Annotated in this window: 2 protein-coding genes; one reads left to right on the forward strand and one right to left on the reverse strand. The window is 24.6% G+C overall.

Translation table 11 applies throughout. The annotated features are described in order from the left end of the window. On the forward strand, window positions 1–1,105 hold a 1,105-nt coding region (locus tag QCD85_RS23580; RefSeq protein ID WP_301264078.1), incomplete at its 5' end, for a hypothetical protein. Here the strand turns inward: QCD85_RS23580 and QCD85_RS23585 are convergent. Next, entirely contained in the window at window positions 1,100–3,541 is a 2,442-nt protein-coding gene (locus QCD85_RS23585; protein WP_301264079.1) for an ATP-binding protein, read from the reverse strand. The two genes, QCD85_RS23580 and QCD85_RS23585, sit on opposite strands and share 6 nt — an antisense overlap. Window positions 3,542–3,569 lie beyond the last annotated feature (28 nt).

Genomic DNA, 3,569 nt, shown 5'->3' on the forward strand with positions numbered 1-3,569 from the left:
AATAACTATGAATTATTTGGAGGAAATGATGATGAATGAAGTTGAAAAGTATATTGAAAAATTGTTAGAACAATCAAAACTTGTACAAAAAGATTATGATATTATTCTTTTGACAAATACTCGTTCTAAAACAAGAGCAATAAATAATCAATCCATAAATTATTCAGAAAATAATGAATTTTTCTCAGATCAAGAGTATGCAGAAATATTAAAAGGAATACAATCTTCAGGTTATTATGTTGAATCTTTTTTTAATGAGTTTGAATTTATCACCAAAACATTAGCAGAATCCTATTATAAAAATAGTAAAATTATTTATAATTTAACTAGACATGGAAATCATATAGGAAAAAAATCATTGATTCCTTCTTTTTGTGATTTATTGTCTATACCGTATACAGGTTCTAACGCTTTAGTAACATCTTTCTGTCGATCTAAGTACATGTACACTAAATATTTGTCTAGTCATGAAATAAATACTCCTAGAAGTTGGATCTATAATAGTGATGGCAGTTGGTTAAATAATCAAGAACCTCCTCATGGAACACAAATTCTAATTAAACCTATGCACGAATCTGCAAGTATTGGACTCGATTCATCCTCTATTCAAATATACGATAAAAATTATAAGTTTAATTTTCAAAAAGATATAAAAAACTCTATTTTAATTCAAGAATTTATTGATGGATTTGAATGTGAAGTTCCACTGCTTATTAGTGATAAAGTGTATACTTTAGAACCAGTAGGAATTTCAATAGAAGGTAAAATGAATTTAGAATCTAGAATTTTAACATCTGATTATTCTAATAATAATAACTATGGATTTTATGCACTAGAAGATAAATTTGAATCTAATATAGTTGACAAAATAAGAACCATTTCAAATTTAGTTGCAAATCTTGTAGGTTTAGAAAATTACGGAAGAATTGATTTTAGGATTACAAATAGTGGAGTACCTTATTTGATTGATATTGCAAGTTCTCCATATACAACTGAACATAGTTCTTTCGATTTTGCATTTAAAAAAATAGGTTTTAAAAATAAAGATATTTATAGTTCTATCATTAACATAGTAGCTAATAATATTGAGAACAAGTTCTTATAAAGAAGAAAATTGGAGATCCGAAAATAAAAATAATCTTGAATAGAATTGCGAACCAATATCTTCTTTTTCAGAATTATTTAAACACCAATCATCAAGTTGAACTGGTTCTAAACATATTCTTTGTTTTATAAGTTGCTTTAGAACATCATTTCTATGATATATTTTTTTGGCATTCTTTTTGTGAAATTCAGGAAATATATTTATTAACTTTTCAATATATAACTCGGCTTCTGACCAATTTTCTTGAACAATGTTTAAAGCCACATATATATTATTAATATAATAATCATAAAAACTATCTTGATTATCTAAAAGTATATTCTTTTTAAGAACGTATAATAAATTATGACACGTTGAATATTCTTTCTTAATAATATATAAATTTATTAAATTTATATACATGATAGCGTCTTTCTCGCTAGGTATGTCAGAAATCTCATTTTTAAATTTTTTAATAGTAATATCTAGTTTTTCCGAATCAAGAAATTTACTTCCTCTAAAAGTCACCAAAAATTCTGCTAAAAATAAATTATTGTAGATTTTTTGATGTGCAGGGAAAGTAATATAATCATATGTCTTAATTAGATTCAAACAAGCTTGCAAATGCGATATACTCTTATCATACTCTCCTAAAACTAATAAAATGCCTGAATAATTACAAAGCGAAAAATAATATTGAGTATAATCTTCAATTCTTTGAAAATACTCTACACTATCTTCAACATGAGTTTTAGAAAGTAATATAGTTTCAAATATAAAAGATTTTCTATTTATAATTTGGTTCATATAATTGTATAATTCTATCTCAGAATTTTCATTAACAAATTGTCTTAATTCATGTGCGATTTTTTCACTATTATCATAATCACTTAACTTATTTGAATACGTAGAAAATAATACGAAAGCGCATTGAGACCACTGTTCTTTTTCATTATTTTTTAAATATTCTAAGGAAAAAGAAATTTGTTTAACAGAATTCTCAACATTTTTTGTATCCATATTTAACATTAATGATACTAATAATCTTATTCTTAATACTTCAGAGTTGAATAAAATAGAACCATTTAATATTGTATTTAATATATCATGCGATTTTTTATACTCTTCTTTGATATATAACTCATATGCTAATTTTAAATTTAGAAAGTTTTTAAATTGTTTTTGCGTCTCATATTTAGAATCTTTATCTACTATCTCTTTTAATTTTGAAAATATATATTCACAGTCAGCAATATTATTACTTCTTTCCAAATTTCGAAAATAAGCCAATGTAAGTAACCCAATTATTTCATTGGATTTTTGTTTTTTTGTATCTGCTAATGATAAATGAAATGCCCTATTGAGGTATTTATCAGGTCTATTTTTTTGTAAATATTCTGCGTATTTACTATGCAATGTTAATTTTTTATCTTCTAATTGTTGATAAAACAATTTTTTCATAAGTTCGTTTGAAAATGAAAATTCATTGCTTTTTTGTAAGAAAAATCTCTCACATGAAAGTTCAAGAAATTCATCAATATCAGCTATTTCTGAACATAAGTACTTTATTTCTTTACTTTCAAAATCTTCACTTAAAATAGATAATATTTGCAATATTTTTGAAAACTCTTTCTGTTTCTCCCCAAATGCTTCTAATCTAAGTTCCAGTAATTTAGTCATATCAAACATTGTAGTATCAGTGGCAAAATCAGTAGGCTTAGATAGATAATACCCTTCAATTAAAAACTTTAGAAAATGCATATTTCCACCAGTCGCAGACATAATACGTGATAACTCGTCTAATTCAAAATTAATATCTTTATAACCCATTAAATTTAAAATTTCCGGTATATCATCTGTATTAGGAAGCTTTAGATTTAGTTTCAATAAATCACTATATAATATTTTAGAAGTATAATTTTCTTTATTTGTATCAGTAATCAGTATAATTTTCAAATTTTTATTTCTGGCTAATTTAGCAAAACTGTTTCTCAAAGACATTAGAAATCCTTGAGAAGCAGAATCCCAGTAATGAAAGTTATCTGCAACGATAACAATATTAGAAGTAGTTAGTTTTTTTAATTTATTTACAAAAAAATTTATTTTAGGATCAAACTCTTGACGTATTTTAAAAGTACTACTTAATCCCGCACTAATTATTTTTGGAATAATACCAGTTATATTGAAACTTATTCCAGTATTTTCTAACATTGGTGCTGTGACTTCTTTTGCAAAAGCAATAGTAGAAAAAGAATCTGTCAACTCCGATTTTCCTTCTATATAATATACAGTCCAATCTTCGTATTTTTTTATATTATTAATCGACTGTTTAATTAAATATGTTTTTCCGGATCCAACTTCTCCATATAAATGTAATACTTTATTTTGATCTGATAAAAGAGAATCTTCAATTTTAATTTGAATTTTTTTTTGATTTTTTGATAATGATTCTGTCATCATTTCCTCCAAATAATTCATAGTTATT

Source organism: Paenibacillus sp. PsM32, from assembly GCF_030433815.1.
GTDB classification, from domain to species: domain Bacteria; phylum Bacillota; class Bacilli; order Paenibacillales; family Paenibacillaceae; genus Saccharibacillus; species Saccharibacillus kyungheensis.

Bases quoted from the DNA above. Each gene is read 5' to 3' on its own strand.
- QCD85_RS23585 (WP_301264079.1), bottom strand. From the start codon at position 3,541: ATGACAGAATCATTATCAAAAAATCAAAAAAAAATTCAAATTAAAATT.